The sequence below is a fragment of the Sphingomonas sp. TZW2008 genome (assembly GCF_002117915.1).
Taxonomy (GTDB): domain Bacteria; phylum Pseudomonadota; class Alphaproteobacteria; order Sphingomonadales; family Sphingomonadaceae; genus Sphingomonas.
In genome coordinates this window covers 71,312-88,263 of sequence record NZ_BDJB01000010.1, presented here as the reverse complement: position 1 = coordinate 88,263, position 16,952 = coordinate 71,312, and the positions used below count along the sequence as shown (strand labels likewise).

At 64.9% G+C, this 16,952-nt stretch carries 16 protein-coding genes; 10 read left to right on the top strand and 6 right to left on the bottom strand.

The genetic code is table 11. The features are described 5' to 3' along the window. Positions 1-386 precede the first annotated feature (386 nt). Both B7L05_RS13540 and B7L05_RS13535 read right to left on the bottom strand, forming a co-directional pair. Positions 387-584 carry a hypothetical protein gene (locus tag B7L05_RS13540; RefSeq protein ID WP_085810818.1) on the bottom strand — a complete coding sequence of 66 codons (198 nt, stop codon included), beginning with the start codon at positions 582-584 and terminating at the stop codon, positions 387-389. Positions 585-768: 184 nt separating this feature from the next. Next, complete coding sequence (locus B7L05_RS13535) at positions 769-990, bottom strand: WGxxGxxG family protein (protein ID WP_085810817.1); 222 nt, start codon at positions 988-990, stop codon at positions 769-771. Positions 991-1,349: 359 nt separating this feature from the next. Between B7L05_RS13535 and B7L05_RS13530 the strand changes: the two genes are divergently transcribed. Beyond that, positions 1,350-2,072: an IS6 family transposase gene (locus B7L05_RS13530; RefSeq protein WP_085810816.1), complete on the top strand. Its 723-nt coding sequence runs from the start codon at positions 1,350-1,352 to the stop codon at positions 2,070-2,072. A 309-nt stretch (positions 2,073-2,381) separates the two neighbouring features. Beyond that, a complete protein-coding gene (locus B7L05_RS13525) occupies positions 2,382-3,974 on the top strand; it encodes a M28 family peptidase (protein WP_085810815.1) in 1,593 nt (530 codons plus the stop codon). A gap of 74 nt (positions 3,975-4,048) precedes the next feature. On the opposite strand, the gene B7L05_RS13520 is transcribed toward B7L05_RS13525, so the two are convergent. Next, entirely contained in the window at positions 4,049-5,482 is a 1,434-nt protein-coding gene (locus B7L05_RS13520) for a hypothetical protein (protein ID WP_085810814.1), read from the bottom strand. A gap of 203 nt (positions 5,483-5,685) precedes the next feature. Here B7L05_RS13520 and B7L05_RS13515 point away from each other — a divergent pair, with 203 nt between their 5' ends. From B7L05_RS13515 to B7L05_RS16960, 5 genes are read left to right on the top strand one after another with little or no spacing between them, the layout of a single operon-like run. Beyond that, the gene (locus B7L05_RS13515) at positions 5,686-7,026 is read left to right on the top strand and encodes an amidohydrolase family protein (protein WP_085810813.1); all 1,341 of its coding nucleotides are present in this window, start codon (positions 5,686-5,688) and stop codon (positions 7,024-7,026) included. Then, positions 7,019-8,149 (top strand): dipeptidase, encoded by a 1,131-nt coding sequence (locus B7L05_RS13510; RefSeq protein ID WP_307718268.1) that lies wholly within the window; start codon positions 7,019-7,021, stop codon positions 8,147-8,149. Before B7L05_RS13515 ends, B7L05_RS13510 begins: the two co-directional genes overlap by 8 nt. After that, entirely contained in the window at positions 8,146-9,033 is an 888-nt protein-coding gene (locus B7L05_RS13505) for a bile acid:sodium symporter family protein (RefSeq protein WP_144037286.1), read from the top strand. The genes B7L05_RS13510 and B7L05_RS13505 overlap by 4 nt, the downstream gene beginning before the upstream one ends. Beyond that, positions 9,030-9,962 (top strand): ornithine cyclodeaminase family protein, encoded by a 933-nt coding sequence (locus tag B7L05_RS13500; protein WP_256926736.1) that lies wholly within the window; start codon positions 9,030-9,032, stop codon positions 9,960-9,962. Before B7L05_RS13505 ends, B7L05_RS13500 begins: the two co-directional genes overlap by 4 nt. A 20-nt stretch (positions 9,963-9,982) precedes the next feature. Further along, complete coding sequence (locus B7L05_RS16960; RefSeq protein ID WP_144037285.1) at positions 9,983-10,225, top strand: hypothetical protein; 243 nt, start codon at positions 9,983-9,985, stop codon at positions 10,223-10,225. Between the two features lie 108 nt (positions 10,226-10,333). On the opposite strand, the gene B7L05_RS13495 is transcribed toward B7L05_RS16960, so the two are convergent. The 3 genes from B7L05_RS13495 to B7L05_RS13485 are packed head-to-tail and all read right to left on the bottom strand — an operon-like array spanning position 10,334 to position 14,066. Then, a complete protein-coding gene (locus tag B7L05_RS13495) occupies positions 10,334-11,065 on the bottom strand; it encodes an alpha/beta fold hydrolase (protein WP_179187219.1) in 732 nt (243 codons plus the stop codon). 26 nt (positions 11,066-11,091) lie between these two features. After that, positions 11,092-12,222: a Gfo/Idh/MocA family protein gene (locus B7L05_RS13490; protein ID WP_085810809.1), complete on the bottom strand. Its 1,131-nt coding sequence runs from the start codon at positions 12,220-12,222 to the stop codon at positions 11,092-11,094. After that, entirely contained in the window at positions 12,219-14,066 is a 1,848-nt protein-coding gene (locus tag B7L05_RS13485; RefSeq protein ID WP_085810808.1) for a glycoside hydrolase family 15 protein, read from the bottom strand. Before B7L05_RS13485 ends, B7L05_RS13490 begins: the two co-directional genes overlap by 4 nt. Positions 14,067-14,162: 96 nt before the next feature. Between B7L05_RS13485 and B7L05_RS13480 the strand changes: the two genes are divergently transcribed. The 3 genes from B7L05_RS13480 (at position 14,163) to B7L05_RS13470 (ending at position 16,940) form a co-directional block, all read left to right on the top strand. Beyond that, positions 14,163-14,966, top strand: coding sequence for an SDR family NAD(P)-dependent oxidoreductase (locus B7L05_RS13480; RefSeq protein ID WP_085810807.1), 804 nt, complete (start codon positions 14,163-14,165; stop codon positions 14,964-14,966). A gap of 96 nt (positions 14,967-15,062) precedes the next feature. Beyond that, the gene (locus tag B7L05_RS13475; protein ID WP_144037284.1) at positions 15,063-16,418 is read left to right on the top strand and encodes a dihydrolipoyl dehydrogenase; all 1,356 of its coding nucleotides are present in this window, start codon (positions 15,063-15,065) and stop codon (positions 16,416-16,418) included. Between the two features lie 9 nt (positions 16,419-16,427). Then, entirely contained in the window at positions 16,428-16,940 is a 513-nt protein-coding gene (locus B7L05_RS13470; RefSeq protein ID WP_256926735.1) for a gluconokinase, read from the top strand. The last annotated feature ends 12 nt before the right edge of the window (positions 16,941-16,952 follow it).

The window sequence follows — 16,952 nt, the reverse complement described above, 5'->3', positions numbered from 1 at the left end:
TCTCCTCGCGAAGCCTGAATCAGATCGCGACACTCACATCAATGGGTCCTGACCCTAGGCGGCTGGCTAGAACCGCAGCGCCTGAATGAAGCGGCTTACCGGTTGTTCCAATGCTGGAGCCGTAAACGGGTACATCGTAGGTCTAACTTGGATTATAGAGCCGGTACGGTCCTTTAAGTATGTAGGCGCCATGTACGCCGACAAAGAAGCGATCCTTGAAGCTTTAGCTAATGAGATTCTTGCTTTAGCTCGTTTGCAGCGAAAGGTTAGTTGTACGTGTGAGCAGCAGCTTACGGGCAAAACGGCAAAAAGCTTACAGTCGGTTTACAGCCGCTTACTCGCCCTTCGCGGTTGAGCGTCTTCAGCAAGCGCGCAAGGTCAAAGCGCTAGTGGCGCGGGTGAATGACGTAGCTGTCGTCCGCCCGTATGAAGGACTCACTATCGGCGTCGGAATAGACGCGATCTAAGTAGCGATCTGCCAACTCGTAGTGAAGCTTCACCGCTTCAGGGCAAGTCGCTTCTGTCGCACGTTTTATCTCTTCTTCCGCCCGCCGATAGAAGTGGTCTGCATCCTTCTCCATCATGGTATCCCCGCATTAGCTGCGTATCGAACCTTGATTGATCGGTTCTTAGACTCGAAGCCGTGCGTCCGCAATCAATTGTCCTGTAATCAAGATTATGGCTACAAAGTTGCGGAGTATTGAAAAGGTGCAGGCGGTGAAGGCTGCCCGTTCCGATAACGGGCAGACTCCTCCGGTGCTATATTTGTTAGCGGCGATTGATGCCGTCGTGGTCGCGACGTCTCAAGCCAAGAAGTCCTGCAAGACCAAGAAGGCCCAACAGCCCCCACTTGCCTTCGTCACCATCGTCGTTTTGATCTTCACCAGCAGTCGCGACTGTCGTTGGTGCTGTCTCTTGCGCCAGTGCCGTCCCGGCGGCGGTTGCCATCATTGTTGCCGCTACGGCAACTGCCATGACTCTCTTCGTCATATAATCCTCCCGTTATTGATGCACGCGACCGGTCGTCACGAAGCATGGTCCAAAGGCTTGGTGGATGATGACGGTTCCCTATCAAAGCATATGATATGCATCAGCAATGGAGAACAAATACAAAGTGCCCCACTCGGAATAAATCAGGCGGGATACCTTGAAAGGGCGCTGTCAGAAGTAATGCACCTACCGGTAACCTACGCTGAGTAGCAGCGGCGCATGCCTCGCCCCCGGAAGCCCAACAGCCCGTTCCGCTACTTCAACTCCTCGCCAGAGGTGATCCGGCTGGTGGTCATGATGTACGTGGGCTCTGTCAGACTAACGTGGCAGGGCTTCGCGGGCGCTGCTAGCGGCCTTGGATGAGCCGCCGATCGAGAGCCAAGCCGCCCAGCCCTTTCCACCGGTTCAACTCGTCACCGGAGGTCATTCGGCTGGTGGTGATGATGTATGTGCGGTTCCCGCTGTCGCTGCGGAACGTTGAAGACCTGCTGTTCGAGCGCGGGATCGACATCTGCCACGAAACCGTGCGGATGTGGTGGAACAGGTTCGGGCCGCTGTTCGCCGGAGACATACGCCGGCAGCGCGTCTCGCGGATGCGTGGCTTTCGGCAGTGGCGTTGGCATCTCGATGAGATGTACGTGAAGCTGAATGGCGAGATGGTCTATCTCTGGCGAGCGGTCGATCACGAAGGCGAAATCCTCGAGAGCTACATTACCAAAACCCGCGACAAGCAGGCTGCCCTGACCTTCATAAAAAAGGCGCTTAAGCGCCATGGCTCACCGGAGGCGATTACGACCGACGGTCTGCGCTCCTACCGTGCAGCGTTGAACGAGCTCGGTAACAGCGACAAGCAGGAGGTTGGTCGCTGGGCTAACAACCGGGTTGAGAACAGCCATCTACCGTTCCGACGACGTGAGCGAGCGATGCTGCGGTTCCGCCGAATGAAGACGCTGCAGAAGTTCGCCTCGGTGCACGCTAACGTCCACAACCACTTCAATCTCGAACGCCACCTTATCGATCGCCAGACCTACAAGGAACGCCGCTCTGCCGCCTTGGCAGAGTGGCAGATCCTCGCGAACTAGCACCTGCCCTCAAAGATGCACATGCATCGTGAAGAGAGCGGTTCGCGTTAGACTGACAGCACCAATTCTTGCATAGTCGGGGCGGCAGACAGGGCCCCGATGCATGCGCCCCGAGTGACGGATCGGTTCACCGTCTTCAGACGCTGGGTCATATTCGCTAGCGGTTCTCGCGAGGACAAGCTCGCGGCCTGGACCCCGCTCATTTGTCGAGCTGTAGGTTCATTGCGCGCCTGCTAGGATCGCATAGGGAGCCAGACCCGCCACGTTATCCCCTTGCCATCACGCGTTCGATCCGCTCCCGTGTGGTTCATGCTGGTTCTCTCTCTTCTGCTCGCTGGCGCGGCTCTCCCCATCTCACCGGCCGAGATCAAAGCCGATGTTCGCGAGCTTTCCTCCGACGCCTTTGCAGGCCGCGGGCCTGGGGAGGATGGGGAAGCGACGACCCTCGCTTATCTCGAAAAGCAGTTCGCCAGCGCTGGGCTACAACCAGCGGGCGAGAATGGCAGCTGGTATCAGGAAGTCCCGCTCGTCCGTCTTGACCGTTTGCCGGGCGCCGCACTTTCACTGACCGTCTCAGGGCGCCGGGTGCCACTCGCGATCGGCCGTCAGGCGTCGCTCGGGCTCGCGAATGCCGGGCGAACTCAGATCACCGATGCTCCCCTGGTGTTTGCCGGCTTCGGTATCGTCGATCCGGCTACCGGCCACGACGACTTCGCCGGCATCGACATGACAGGCAAGGTCGCGCTCGTGCTGGCGAATGATCCGGATTACGAGGCTGGAAGAAATCTCGGCTTCGAGGGACGGCGCCTCGTCATATCAGGGCGTGTGGGTTCGAAGTTCGCTGCGGCCCGGAAGGCCGGGGCGATCGGCGTGCTCGTCATCCACGAGGACGCAGCCGCGAGTTACCCCTTCAGCCAAGTCGCCCAGCCGCTCCCAAGTGCCGTACCCGCGCCGTTGACGACAAGTTCGCTCCAGTTGACGGGCTGGCTGGATCGATCGGCCTGGTCGCCGCTGCTTAAGACAGCCAAGCTCGATCTCGCCAGGCTCAAGGCGCGCGCGCGGACGCCAGGCTTCCACGCGATGCCACTCGACGGAGTCACTGTTTCGGCTTCGGGCGACGTGAAGGCGACCCCGTTTACCAGCCGCAATATCGTCGCGCGCTTGCCCGGTACTACCCACCCTGACGAGGTTGTCCTCTACGGCGCGCATTGGGACGCCAACGGGCGCAACGCGCCGGATGCGACGGGCGATGCGATCCGCAACGGCGCCGTCGACAATGGCATCGGTACCGCCGAACTCCTCGCGGTTGCCCGCGCTTTCGCCAAAGCGCCCCGCACTGCCAGGACGGTCATGTTCGCCGCGTGGACCGCGGAGGAAAAGGGGCTGCTGGGCGCGAACTTCTATGCCGCGCACCCGTTGGCGCCGCTCGAGACCACCGTCGCCGTCATCAATCTCGATCCGCACGTCGCACTGCCCACGTCGACGACGATCGAATTGATCGGCGGCGGCCGGACGACGCTCGAAAACGATCTTACGCGCGTGGCGGCTCAGCAAGACCTTCGGGTGGTGCCGGAGCCCAGCCCCGAAGCGGGATGGTACTTCCGTTCCGATCACTATCCATTCGCAAGCGCCGGCGTGCCGGCACTGGCGTTCCGCATCGGGCGTGATCTCGCGACGGGCGGTGCCGCCGCCGGAAACCGGATCGTGGATCGCTATAATGCCCGCTGCTACCACCAGCCGTGTGACGCGTTCGCTGCCGCTTGGACGGCGCAGGGCGCGGCACAGGAAGCGAACGTTGCCTTCGCCCTCGGGCAAGACTTGGCCGCGGGGCGCTCCTGGCCGGCCTGGACGGACCCTGCGCTGCAGGCGAAGCGCGATCTGTCGAAGGCTCGGCGACGGTGACCGGAAGGCAGCCGATCGCCGGATCTTAAGCGTACCCGCCCCTTCCCGCTTTCGGTTCGATCAGCCTTGAGGCCTTAACGATCTGTCGGTGCGAGAATTCGTCTCGCCGTCAGCACCAAGTCCAACTCGTCGGTACGCGGGTTCAGAAAGTCGAGCCGCACACGATCGTTGTCTGTTCGGGTGACAGTTGCGGGGACAGAACTGTTGGTCACGGTCCAACCAGCTGGGAGGACGACGGCGTTGTCGGCGCGCCCAAGAGTGCGGCGCCAGATCAACTCGTCGCCTAGCAGCATGTATCGCTCGGGATCGGTGTAGGTTTCGGCAATGCGCAGTCGGCGGCTCTCGCCGGGCTTCACCGGCGGATAACGGAACAGCACGGCCACGGTGGACGCATCGACATCCTTTGCACTCGGCTCGGCCCGTTTGACGGCATCGCCCCGTACCATTTCGGTCGAGAGCGGGAGGCCGGTGTCCAGGTCACGACCCGAAGGATCGGACACGATACTGCCTGCACGCACGATGTTGACGTAAGTCGCAGTGCCGACCCTGGTTTCGGTATAATCATGGGTCAGCGCGAACCTGTGGCTCTCGGGCGCATCGAGATAGTAGACGATGTTGCGGCTCTGGTGAGCGCGTTCGTCTACCACAATGCTACTGGCTGATCGCGCCACGTCCGCGCGACGTCCCTTGAGGATTAGCGGCGCTTGGGCCGGCGTCACGTTCCAGAAACTGACAGCGATGCGACCATCCTGCTGCTGGATGATCTGCGAGGGGTAGTTGCACGCGACCAGAACATACCCTGCGGGCAGCACCACGGTATTCCGCTTGATCCCGAGCGACCGTTCGAAAACGATCGTACCGGCGTCTTCACGGTAGCTCGCGGCGTCCGCATAGGTCTTGTTGATCTGGATACGGCCTCCGCCACCGTCGCGCGGCACGGGGCGTGCCAGATCCACCTTGATATAGCGGCTACCCGGCTTGGCACCTGCCACCCCGCCCGCCGCCGCGACGGTGCCGTCGACTTCCACGAAGTGCAGCGGTTTGCCCGTCGCGCGATCGAACACCTCCTCGTCGCTAGCGATGCTGCCTTCCCTGATCGGATTGTAGAAGGCGGTGGCATCGGGGGTCGCGGCGGTTACCTCGTAATAAATCCTGAATTTGTGCTCGCGAGGCGAAAGGAGTTCATAGCGCGTGTATCCGTCCGCTTCTTGCTGTCGCGCCACTTCACAGCGAGCGGCCGCAGGAATGAACATGACCACTGCGGCCGCTGTTACCCAAGCGCTTCGCTGCATCTTGTTCTCCTCGGTCACGTCGACACTGGCCGACAGATTGGCGGGCTTGCCATTGCTGTCGACGATAGCCCAAGCAGCACAGAAGCCGACCGTATCGCAACGATCAAGCAATGACGGACATTCGAAGCGTATTGTCCACTCCTCGAAGCGGACGCTTGCCGCTTCCGACGCATCGGCCGTGGCAATGGCGAACGTGCTTTTTCGGCTCGCTTCCATGACCGACGCGATAGTAGTCTCGCAGCCATGCAGTTTGTGGAGCGTAGCGCGTTCGATCGACGTGCCGATCGGATCAGCCCGTCGGCTGCCTGTCGATCCGCAAGTGCTGAAAGCCTCCGATGATAACGGCAGGTGCATCAACGCGAGCGAAATGGGCAGGATGCCGTAATACGTTTCGCTAATCGTATATCAGGGGGGCAAGCATGCGGTTCTACGCCTTATTGGCGGCGGTGTTGTGCGGTTTCGCCACGACGGCGATCGCGCAGGATGTATCGGGGTCGGTAGTCGTCTATCGTCACGCCACGATCATCGACGGAACCGGCGCGCCGGCTGTTAAGGACATGGCGGTCGTCACACGCGGCGAGCGGATCGAGCGCGTACTGCGCGACGCCGATTTCAAACCGGAGGCGGGCGCAAAGACGATCGATCTTACCAATCACTATCTCCTCCCTGGTCTCATCGACAGCCATCAGCATATTGCCACCCCGCCCAACCGCCGCCGTGCCGAAGCACTGATGCGACGCGACCTATACAGCGGGATCACCGCAACGCGGATCATGGCGGATGACCTGCGCTCAGTCGCCGAGATCGCGCGCGCGGCGCGAGTTGGCGAGATCGCCTCACCCGACCTCTATTATGCCGCATTGTTCGCCGGACCGAGTTTCTTCGACGATCCGCGCACCCTAGCGGTAAGTGCCGGGGTAAAGCCCGGCGAGAGCGCTTGGATGCAAGCGATCGACGCAGATACGAACCTGCCACTCGCCGTGGCGCGTGCGCGCGGGACCGAGGCTACCGCGATCAAGATCTATGCTAACCTTCCGGCAGATTTGATCGCAAGGATCACAGCCGAGGCGCATCGCCAGGGGATGCAGGTCTGGGCGCATGGCATGGTCTTCCCCACCCCGCCGGCCGATGTGATCGCGGCGGGTCCGAATGTCGTCTCGCACAGCTGCTACCTTGCCTATCAGGCGGCCGAGAAGCGCCCGCAAACCTATCAGCAGCGCGTGCCGATTGATCCCGCACCGTTCATAGCCGGGCGCAATCCGGTCATGGCGCCGCTGTTTGCCGAGATGAAACGGCGCGGCATGCTGCTCGACGCCACGCTGCGCGTCTATCAGGAAGGTGAGAAGCGCGCCAAGGCGGGTGGCCCACCTACCTATTGCTCGCTTGACCTCGCGGCCGCACTGACCCGGCAGGCGCACCGCGCGGGGATCGACATATCCGCCGGCACCGATGGCGATACCGGGGCGGGCGCCCCCTATCCGGGATTGTTCGACGAGTTGGAGCTGCTGGTGGCCAAGGCAGGCTTCACCCCCGCCGAGGCGATCCGCGCGGCAACGCTGACCGGCGCGAGATCGATCGGCGTTGAGGCGGAAATGGGGACGATCGCGCCGGGCAAACTCGCCGACATGGTGGTACTGGCACGCGATCCGCTGGCCGACATCGCCAACATGCGCAGCGTCACGCTCACCGTGAAGCGGGGGCGCGCCTATCCGCGCGACGATTTCCGCGCCGTGACCGAAGAGGAACTGAGCCGTGACTGATCGCCGTACCTTTCTCGCCGGCATGCTCGCTGCCGGTGCCGCACCGGCCGTCGCGCAACCCTCCGCGGTCAACCGCAATATGCTGATCGTCAACGCGCTCGGCGGCTTTACCGATCCCAATGCCAAGCGCGGCGACGGCGTCGCGCCGCCTGACACCCGGACCCCACTCAGTGATCGCGTGATCAAGGACGCGATCGCGTCGGGGATGAGCGCGGTCAACGTCACGTTAGGCTATGTCGCCGGCCCTGACGAACCGTTCGAACAGACCGTGCGCGAGATCGGGCTGTGGGATTGGCGGGTGCGCGCGCTCCCCGATGCGCTCGCCAAGGTGCTGACCGCCGCCGATTTGCGGCGCGCGCATGCGACGGGAAAGGTAGGCGTGATCTACGGCTTCCAAAACACCATGATGCTTGGCGACGACGCGAGCCGCGCCGACGTGTTCGCGGATCTGGGCGTGCGCGTGGTTCAACTGACGTACAATCCCGCCAACAAGGTCGGCAGCGGATCGATGGCAGTGGAGAATGGCGGGATCAGCGCGTTCGGACGGCAGGTGATCGAACGGCTCAACGCCAATCGCATGATGGTCGACCTGTCACACAGCGGCGAGCGCACGTGTCTCGAGGCCGCGCGGCTGTCACGACAGCCGATTTCGATCAATCACACCGGCTGCCGCGCGCTGACCGATCTACCACGCAACAAGACGGACGCCGAACTGCGCCTCGTCGCCGAGCGCGGCGGGTTCGTCGGCATCTATTTCATGCCCTTCCTCAACCCGACGAGCGTCGCCAGCGCGGCTGACGTGGTCACGCACATCGAACACGCCATCAAGATTTGCGGCGAGGATCATGTCGGCCTCGGCACCGACGGCGGCACGACCGCGGTCGACGACATGGCCGCCTATCGTGCCGCAGGCCGCAAGGAGATCGCCGCACGCAAAGCGGCCGGGATCGGGGCCAAGGGCGAGAACCCGGATACACTGCCCTTCGTCGAGGATCTCAGCGGCCCGGGGCAGTTCCGCAAGCTGATCGGACAGCTGGAAGCGCGCGGCCACAAGGCGGCACGGATCGAGAAGATCATGGGCGGCAATTTCATGCGCTACGCAAAAGATGTGTGGGGCGCATGAGCCCGGCATCGATCGCGTTCGTGAACCAGATGCTGGTCCCGCTCGGACTGGCGCTTATCATGTTCAGCATGGGGCTGACGCTGGCGCTGCGCGATTTCGCGGCGATCCTGAAGGGCGGCCGCGCGCTGATGGCGGGGCTGACGACGCATCTGCTTGTGCTTCCACTACTGGGACTGGCAATTGGGCTGCTGTTCCGCCTGCCGCCCGAACTCGCGCTAGGACTGTTCATCGTCTCGATCTGCCCCGCGGGGACGACGTCCAACGCGCTGACGTTCGTTGGGCGCGGCAATCTCGCGCTCGCGGTAATGCTGACGTTGGCGACGAGCATCGTCACCGTTTTTACCATTCCGCTGCTGCTGCGCTGGGCGGTGCCGTGGTTCCTCGGCACAGGCGACGCGCGCGTGCCGTCGCTCGATATCCTCAAGACGATGGGTCAGCTTGCGCGGATCAGCTTGCTGCCGATCGCGGCAGGGATGGCAGTGCGGCGATTTGCGCCGAATGCGGCCGGGACGATCGCGCGCCGGTTGCGGCCGACGGCTTTCGTCGTGCTGGTTGCGGTAATCGGCTTTTCGGTGGCCGTCAGCCTCGACATGGTGCTCGCCAATCTCATCGCGGCGACGCCGGCGATCTACGCCCTCAACGTTGCCGCGATGGGCTTCGGCCTGCTGGTCGGGCGAGCGCTTGGACTGGGCGCGCGCGACCGGATGACGCTGGCGATCGAGACTGGCGTGCAGAACGCGACGCTGGCACTGTTCCTGACGCTGACGGTGCTCGGCAGCCTGCCGCTCGCGGTGACACAGAACATCTATGGCGTCGTGATGCTGCTCAACGCGACGCTGCTGATCCGCTGGTTCCGAAGCCGGCTCGCGCAGGAGACGACATGACCATCCGGGTGATCGACGCGGGCGAGGTCGCGGCGCGGCTGACCTACGACATTGCCGTGCCGCTGATGCGCGACGCGATGATCGCATTGTCCGCAGGGGCGACGAAGCAATTGCTGCGCGGGATCATCGACCTGAACGGTGAGGATGCGTTCGGCGTGATGCCCGGCGCGCTCGATTCCGGCGGCTTCGGTGCGAAGCTGGTCAGCGTCTTCCCCGGCAATGTTGCGCGCGGCGGCATGGCGCATCAGGGGCTGGTCGTCATGTTCGATCCCGGGACCGGCGCACCCGCCGCGGTAGTCGATGCCGGCGAGCTAACGGCTATCCGCACCGCCGCAGCTTCTGCGGCCGCGACGATAGCCCTCGCGCGGCCCGAGGCGGATCATCTCGCAATCCTCGGAACGGGCGAACAGGCGCGCCGGCACATCGACGCGATCCGCGCGACGCGGACGGTGCGCCGTCTGACAATCTGGGGCCGCGATTCCAAGCGCGCCGCGAAGCTGGCGGAGGAAACAGGCGGTGAGGCATCGTTTTCCGTGCGCGAAGCGGTGGCAGACGCGGACATCATCTGCACCGTCACCGCCGCAGCCGATCCTATCTTGTCCGCGATGGACGTACGGCCCGGGACGCATATCAACGCCGTCGGCTCGAGCCGCGCTGGTCCGGCGGAAATCGCGAACGATCTGGTCATTCACGCGCGCTTCTTCGCCGATCACCGCGCGGGCGTGCTGGCGCAGGGGGCTGAGTTCCTACGCGCGAAGGCCGCGGGTCTGATCGATGACGCGCACGTGCTCGGCGAAATCGGTGAGGTATTCGCCGGCACACTGGCAGGTCGCATCAGCTCCGATGACGTGACGATCTACAAATCGCTTGGAAGCATCGTTCAAGATCTCGCCTGCGCCAAGTGGCTTTGCAGGGTCAATAACGAATAGTCCCGGAATGAGTATGCCCGGTGATCAGAAAACACAACATTTGTCCTATCCGTCAGCTGCAATTCCAACGCGTAGCCTTTCTGGATCCCGACGCGTTCGAACCCACGCGCGGCACCGTGGCGCATGAAGGCTTCGGATCCGGACAGTATGTCCGCGTCGGCTCGCGCCTCCCCGACATCACGTCCGAGCGCGCCGAGGGATTGCCGCGCCATCGCTACGCCTTGCGATTGTCATTCACCGTCTTCTTCACAGCCGCTTCTTAAGCTGTCGCCGACATCCTCTCGCTGCGATCGACGTGCCCCGGCCGGCATGGAACGCCTTGCCAACTCTTTCAAAAATCATCGCTGCTGGTCGCCGCAAAGTTAGTTTCATTATGCGCGCTCGATAGCCGCCCGGATCAAATCAGCGACCATGTCCGGCCGTTCGTAGGGCAACAGGTGCGCCGCCTTTGGAATGACCTCGATGGACGCGTCGGTGAAATGTGGCAGGTTCAGTCGTCGCTGATTGACCTCTCCAAGATCGGTATCCTCGCTGCCGGCGACGATCGTGGCGTGAATGTCGAGCACCCCGGTTCGATCGCTCCAATCTTCGCGTGATCCGTTCTCCAGCCAATCAACCCAGGCCGCGGGCGCAGTACGCCGGACATCCGCAATCGCTTGCGCTCGCCGTTCTTCCGCCAACGGTCCAGCGACGTTGGCGGACACGAACGTGGCGGCATCGCGCGCGCTCGGCTCGCCGTCTGCGAACCAGCCGATCATCTCGGCGCGTCGTGCCTCGTCCATCGGTTCGGGCGCGGGCGGCGAGGCGGCGAGCAGAACCAACCCGCGTAGATCCCCGAGCGGCCGGGCGTCACGCGCGGCGTGAGCGGCCAGAAGCGTCGCGAACTTTCCGCCCATGCTGTGTCCCACGATTATGGTTGGCGTCGGGTGGCGATCGCCAAGATAGGCGAAGAGCCAGTCGAGCGTCGCTGAAACGCCGCTCGGCTCGACGTCGGCATTGTCGCCGAACCCCGGCAGGTCTGGGGTGAGGCAGGTCACGTCCGAACCGAGCCGAGCGACCACGTCCTGCCACGACTGCCCGCTCGCTCCGAGCGCGTGGAGCATCACCACCCTCCAGCGCGCCATTCGCGTCAGTCCCGCGACGGGCTAGAGGCGTTGACCGGCTCGGGGGCGGACACCGCCCGCAGCGTCTGCTCCTGCGCCCCGGTGTCGATCCGCCGCCGGCGATCGACGCGCGCGATCGCGACCGGACCCTTCGTCCTGAGCGCCTCGACGATCGCCTCGATCACCACGAGATCGGCGAGCCCCTCCTCGCCGTCGGGTTCGACCGTCTTGTCGTTGAGGATACAGTCGGAGAAGTAGCGCAGCTCACCGCCGAACTGATCGGTTGCCTTGAACGTCTCGTGCGTCTTGTCGCTGCCGATCTGCCGATGCTGTTCGAGCCCATTCTGGAACCCATAGCACGGGCTCATCTGGATCGATCCGTTGGTACCGGCGATCACCAGATTGTCGATGTCGTTGGCGTAGTAGCTGACAGTGAATTGCGCGAGTGCACCCCCCGGCAGGCGCAGCGTCACCGCAACGGTATCGTCAAAGTCGCCGACGCCCGATCCCGGATGCCGCGTGCCGACGGCGGAGACGACCTCGATCGGCTCATCTCCGAAGAGGTAGCGGATCGCGTTGATCGGATAGGGGCCCATGTCGAACAGCGGCCCCGCCTCGATCCCGCTCGACGCACGGTGGTTCGCCGGATCGACCATCTGCGCGAAGCACGACGTGAAAGCGATCAGCTCGCCCAGTTCCCCGTCGCGGATGCGCGTGATGGCATCCAGCGTCGCCGGCTCGAAATGCAGCCGATAGGCGGTCATCAGCTTGGCACCCGACGCCTCTGATGCCGCGATGATCTCGCGGCACTTGGCGGACGAGATTTCGAGCGGCTTCTCGCACAGCACGTGGATACCGGCACGCAGCGCCGGCACCGCAAACTCGGCGTGGCGCCAATTGGGCGTCGCGAGGTAGATCGCGTCGATCTCGCCCGACGCGATCAGTTCGTCGAACCGATCATAGGGATAAAGATGCTCGACGTCGTAGCGCTCGCCGAGCGCGCGCAGCTTCTCGGGATCGTCGGAGACGAGCGCGGTGATCTTCGAATTGCCGGTGTGCGCGACGCCGGGCATCAGCGCTTCCTGCGCGATGTCGCCGAGGCCGACGATGGCGTAGCGGACTTTGGGTCCGAAGCCGAAGGCGGATGCGAGGCTCATGTCTTGTCTCCGGGAAGGGGTTGGTTGGCTAAAGGTCCGGCGTCGCGCGCGGTTCCGATCGCGTCGAGCGCGAGCACGTGCGCAAGATGCGTCAATCCCTGCGGCATGTTGCCGAGAAACGCGCCGGTCTCGGGATCGGCCATTTCGGTCCACACGCCGACACCGCGGTCGAGCGCGGCGACGAGATCGGCGACGATCGTCTCGGCAGCGTCGATCTCGCCCAGGGCGGCACGCGCCTCGGCCATCCAGAAGGTGCAGGCGAGGAAGCATCCCTCCTCCGCGGCGGCACCCGAATAGCGGTAGTGATAGGGCCCGTGCCCAAGCTCGCGATCGATCGCGGCCAGTGTGTCGCGCAGGCGGTCGGCGCCGTCGAAACCGAAGCGGACGGCGAGCGCGACGCTGGCGTCGAGGCGATCGGTGCCGGGATAGAAGGTGTAGGCGCGTTTCCCCTCCGACCAGCAATGCTCGCCGATCCACGCCTCGATCCGGTCGCGTTCGCGCGCCCAGCGATCGCGGCAGGTGGTCGGCAACTGCCCTTGATCGGCGAGCTCGACCGCGCGCGCCAGCGCCTGCCAGCAGCTGATCTTGGACATGGTGTAATGCTGTTCTTCGGGCAGTTCCCAGATCCCGGCATCCTTGCGCCGCCATGCGTCGGCGCAGCGGTCCGCCAGATGCGACAGCGTTTCCGCCGAGCGCGGGTCAAGGATGTTGCCGCACGCGACGAACTGCGCAGCGGTCTCGAAAATGTCCCCGTAGACGCCGTGCTGCACCTGATCGGTCGCGAGATTGCCCCTGACGACGGGGCGGGACGCGCGCCAGCCTGGCGCGTCGATCTCCTCCACCCCCGGCACGCGGTCACCCCCCAGCGTGAAGCAGACGCACGCACCGTGCGCCTCGAGCCGATTGATCAGCCATGCGAGCGCCGCCTTGGCCTCGGCCTGCAATCCCGCGGCGAGGAAAGCGCGGATGACGTAACCCGCGTCGCGCACCCAGGCGTAGCGATAGTCGTAATTCTTGTCGCCGCCGACGCGCTCAGGCAGCGACGTCGTTCCTGCCGCCGCGATCGCACCCGATGGCGAATAGAGCAGCAGCTTGAGCGCCAGCGCGCTGCGCACGAAGCCCGTACGATGGTCGCCCGGGCACACGACGCGTGTCGCCCAGTCGCGCCACTCGCGATCGGACAGGTCGATACGCGTATCGATCTCGGCGATCGGCGGCACCACCAGCGGCTCGTCCGCACCCGCCACGATCGCCAGCGTGTGCCGCTCCCCGGCGTGCACGACGACCTGCCCGGCTGCGCCGTCGTCGCTACGCTCCAGCACCACGCCGTCGCTGTGGAGCAGCAGCCCCAGCACGTCGGCGACGTGGAACACGTCGTGCGTCCCCACCCTCGCGCGATACGGGCTCGCCGTGTCGCCGCGGCGCCCCGGCCGCATTTCGATCGCGAAGGCGATCTCGCCCTCGATCCCGTCGATACGGCGCGCGAGTTCGGCCCACGGCAATCGGCCCGCCGTGCCGCTGTTGAGCGATTCGGTCAGCATCGCCCGCCCCTGCGCGGTGGTGAAGATCGTCTCGAGGACGTTGCTGTCGTCGCGATAGTGTCGGCTGACGGTGAACGGCTCGATTGGCGTGATGCTGAAACGCCCCCCCTCGTCGGCGTCGAGCAGCCGGTCGAACAGCGCCGGGGAATCGAGGTTAGGCACGCACCACCAATCGATTGACCCGTCGGCGCCGCTCAGCGCGATCGCTCGACCGTCGCCGAGCACGCCGTAGCCCTCGAGCGCGAGATGCCCCGCCTTGCGCGATGCGATTGATCGAGAGCTATGATCGAGGTTGGCGTGCATCGAGGCACAACGCGGCCATCGCGCCGCGGCTCCCTCGCGGAACGCGCGCCGCTGCCGACCATTATGCCGCTGACATTCTCCACAAAAGGATCGGGCATGGATCTCGGCATCGAAGGGCGCGTCGCGCTTGTCAGCGGCGGCGACAGCGGCATGGGCTGCGAGAGCGCGCGGCTGCTGCTCGAAGCGGGCGCGCGCGTTGCGATCACTGACCGGGCGGGCGGCACCCTCAACGATAGTCTTGCCGACCTGAAATCCGCGGGCGAAGTGATCGCCGTCGAAGCTGACGTCACCAGCACGGACAGCATCGCGGCGCTGTTCGATGCCGTCACGACGCAGCTCGGCGCGCCGGACATCCTGGTGAACGCCGCGGGCGTCACCGGCGCGACTGGCGACTTTCTCGACGTCGACGATGCCGGCTGGATGGAGACGCTCGACATCAACCTGATGGGCGCCGTCCGCATGTGCCGCGCCGCCATCCCCGCGATGCGCGCCGCCAAATGGGGACGGATCGTACTATTCTCGTCGGAAGACGCGGTTCAGCCCTATGTCGATGAGCTCGCCTATTGCGCGTCGAAAGCGGCGATCCAGAACCTCACGAAGGGGCTGTCGAAGGCTTATGGCTGCGACAATGTGCTAGTGAACGTCGTCATGCCCGCCTTCATCGCCACACCGATGACCGACAAAATGATGGAGAAGCGCGCGGACGAGAAGGGCGTCGGGTTCGACGAGGCAATCGACAGTTTCTTGGAGGAGGAACGGCCGGGCATGACGCTGAAGCGTCGCGGCCGGGCGGACGAGGTCGCCGCGGCGGTCGCGTTCCTCTGCTCGGAGCGCGCGAGCTTCATCAACGGCGCGGCGCTTCGCGTCGATTCGGGATCGGTCCAGACCATGGCGATCTGACCGCGTGCTGGTCTCGGCGGCGTCCGCTAGCGTACCGGAACATCCGCAGGGCCCGAACCTTGCGTTCGTTGAACAACAAGGACGGGATTGGCGGCGATGACTGGCAAGGTGGTAGACGTCATCGTCATCGGCGCGGGCACCGCGGGGCTCAAGGCGTACAAGGCGGCGACGGCGCGCGGCGCGGACACGATTGTCATCGAGCGCGGCTCGGGCGGCTCGACTTGTACGCGCTGCGGCTGCATGCCCTCGAAGCTGCTGATCGCCGCCGCGCGCGCCGCGCACCAGGCGCGGCAAGCCGGCCGGTTCGGGGTCGAGATCGGCACAATCAGCGTAGACGCGGCGGCGGTATGGCAGCGCGTGCGCCGCGAGCGCGATCGCTTCGTCGCATCGGTGCTCGAAGAATACCACGCCATTCCCGCCGACCAGCGGGTGCACGGCGGCGCGCGTTTCGACGGCCCGAACAGCGTCGTTGTGGACGACCGTCGGATCGAGGCACGGCGCGGCATCGTTGTCGCTACCGGCGCGCGGCCGATCACGCCTGATGGCTTCGACGACGTCCGCCACCTCGTTCATACGCACGAGACGATTTTCGAACTCGATGGCCTCCCGCAGTCGCTGGCGGTGCTCGGCGCCGGGCCGCTCGGCCTCGAACTCGCGCAGGCGTTCGCGCGCCTCGGCGTCGAGGTCGCGGTGTTCGATCCGGGATCAAGCATCGGCGGACTGAAGGATCCGGACTGCAATGCCGCCGCGGTCGAGGCGATCGGCGCCGAGCTGCGCCTGCACCTCGAGACGAAGGCGCGGGCCAGCGCACACGGCAGCGACCAGGCAAAGCTCCACTGGGACGGCGGCGAGATGCTGGTCGACTGCATCCTCGCCGCGACCGGACGCACGCCTGCGCTGCAGGACCTCGGGCTTGAGCATATCGGGATCACGCTCGACGACGATGGCGTGCCTGTCTTCGATCGGCGCAGTCATCGCTGCGGCGACAGCCGCATCTTCGTCGCGGGGGACGCCGACGCATGGCGCCCAGTGCTGCACGAAGCGGCGCGCGGTGGCCGGATTGCCGGCCAGGTCGCGGCGGGTGGCGAGCCACCGCGCTGCCTGCCCGCGTTCAGCGTCGCCTTCACTGAGCCGGGGATCGCTCAGATCGGTACGGCGTTCGCCGACCTTCCGCCCGACGCGCGGATCGGCAAGGCCACCGTCGCCGACAACGGCCGCGCGACGGTCGACGGCCACACGCACGGGCTCGTCAAACTCTACGGAGACCGCGCGGGCAAGCTGATCGGTGCATCGATCGTCGCGCCCGACGCCGAACACCTGGGGCATCTCGTCGCGCTCGGCATCGATCGCGACATCGACGTTGCGACCTTTGCCGATCAGGCGTGGTATCATCCGACGCTCGAGGAATTGTTGCAGAGCGCCGCCCGCGACCTCGCCGGGATCGAGGATTAGCAGCACCGCATGATGCTCGGCGCGATCGTCATCATGGGGGTGAGCGGCAGCGGCAAGTCTACGCTCGGCGCTGCGCTCGCCACGACGCTCGGCTGCCCGTTCCTGGAGGGCGATGCCTTCCACGCCGCTGCCGCGATCGCGAAGATGCGTGCAGGCCGCCCGCTCGACGACGCCGATCGCTGGTCCTGGCTCGACCGACTGGGTGACGCGATGGCGGCGGCGGTACATCGCGAGGGCACCGCCGTCGCCGCCTGCTCGGCGCTACGCCGTCGATACCGCCAGCGCCTGGCCAGGGCGACCGGAAGCACGATCCGCTTCATTCTCCTCGATGGCGATCCGGCGCTGCTCGCACGCCGCCTGCGTGATCGCCGCGATCACTGGATGCCGCCGGCTTTGCTCGATAGTCAGATCGCGACGCTGGAGCCACCGGGAGAAGACGAGCGCGCGATCACGCTACCGGCGGGCGAGCCGATCGAAGTGCTTCGCTCCGCCGCGCTGGCGTGGCTCGGATCGGACGACTGAAGCCAACGACGG